Raw genomic sequence first — 504 nt, 5'->3', positions numbered from 1 at the left:
GGTCAAGGAGATCGCCAAGGCGGCCCGGGACCACGGCACGCCGATCCGTATCGGCGTCAACGCCGGTTCGCTGGACCGGCGTCTGCTCCAGAAGTACGGCAAGGCCACGCCCGAGGCCCTAGTGGAGAGCGCCCTGTGGGAGGCGTCGCTGTTCGAGGAGCACGACTTCCGGGACATCAAGATCTCCGTCAAGCACAACGACCCGGTCGTGATGATCGAGGCCTACCGGCAGCTCGCCGAGAGGTGCGACTACCCCCTGCACCTCGGCGTCACCGAGGCGGGCCCCGCCTTCCAGGGCACCATCAAGTCGGCGGTGGCGTTCGGCGCCCTGCTCAGCCAGGGCATCGGCGACACCATCCGGGTGTCCCTGTCGGCCCCGCCCGCCGAGGAGGTCAAGGTCGGCATCCAGATCCTGGAGTCGCTCAACCTCCGCCAGCGCGGCCTGGAGATCGTCTCCTGCCCCTCCTGCGGACGCGCCCAGGTCGACGTCTACAAGCTGGCCGA

Annotated in this window: 1 protein-coding gene; it reads left to right on the top strand. The window is 69.0% G+C overall.

The genetic code is table 11. The features are described 5' to 3' along the window. On the top strand, nt 1-504 hold a 504-nt coding region (locus tag ACFPZJ_RS39835; protein ID WP_381031981.1), incomplete at both ends, for a flavodoxin-dependent (E)-4-hydroxy-3-methylbut-2-enyl-diphosphate synthase.

It is taken from the genome of Streptomyces bullii, from assembly GCF_042657145.1.
Taxonomy (GTDB): Bacteria; Actinomycetota; Actinomycetes; order Streptomycetales; family Streptomycetaceae; genus Streptomyces; species Streptomyces bullii.
This window is presented reverse-complemented; position numbering and strand designations above follow the sequence as displayed.